The following is a 456-nucleotide window of genomic DNA, read 5'->3' on the forward strand; positions in this document are numbered from 1 at the left end:
GCAGCGTACCACGTCCTTCATCGCCTCTCAGCGCCAAGGCATCCACCGAATGCTCTTAAGGCACTTGATCGCTCTCGTGATCGATGTCCGTTCTTTTGTGACTGGGCCCAGAGGATCCAGCGCAAAAGTCTGACACGGTCACAAAAAGACCAGTGATCAGATCGTTTCCGACCCGATCACCGTATGCTTGCCGAACATGACCGCCGGGCAGACGCTTTCGCGCGCCTGACGGCCACATTCCCTCTTCACGATGTCACTGATGTCTTCGCCAAACAGCACGTCCAGCCGAACCTGACGGTCCTCGCTGATCATTGCCGCGGCAAACTCATGTTCCAGATAGCGGGCTCGACACGCACTCTCCCGGTTGGCTGCCGTTAGCACGACGCCAAGTCCCAAAAGAATGGTGGAGCCAGACGGGATCGAACCGACGACCTCATGCTTGCAAAGCACGCGCTC

At 57.9% G+C, this 456-nt stretch carries 1 protein-coding gene; it reads right to left on the reverse strand.

Annotation, left to right across the window (positions count from 1 at the left end):
- Window positions 1-156: 156 nt before the first annotated feature.
- On the reverse strand, window positions 157-456 hold a 300-nt coding region (locus ACLBX9_RS03190; protein WP_447717891.1), incomplete at its 5' end, for a hypothetical protein.

The organism is Methylobacterium sp. A49B (genome assembly GCF_053346215.1).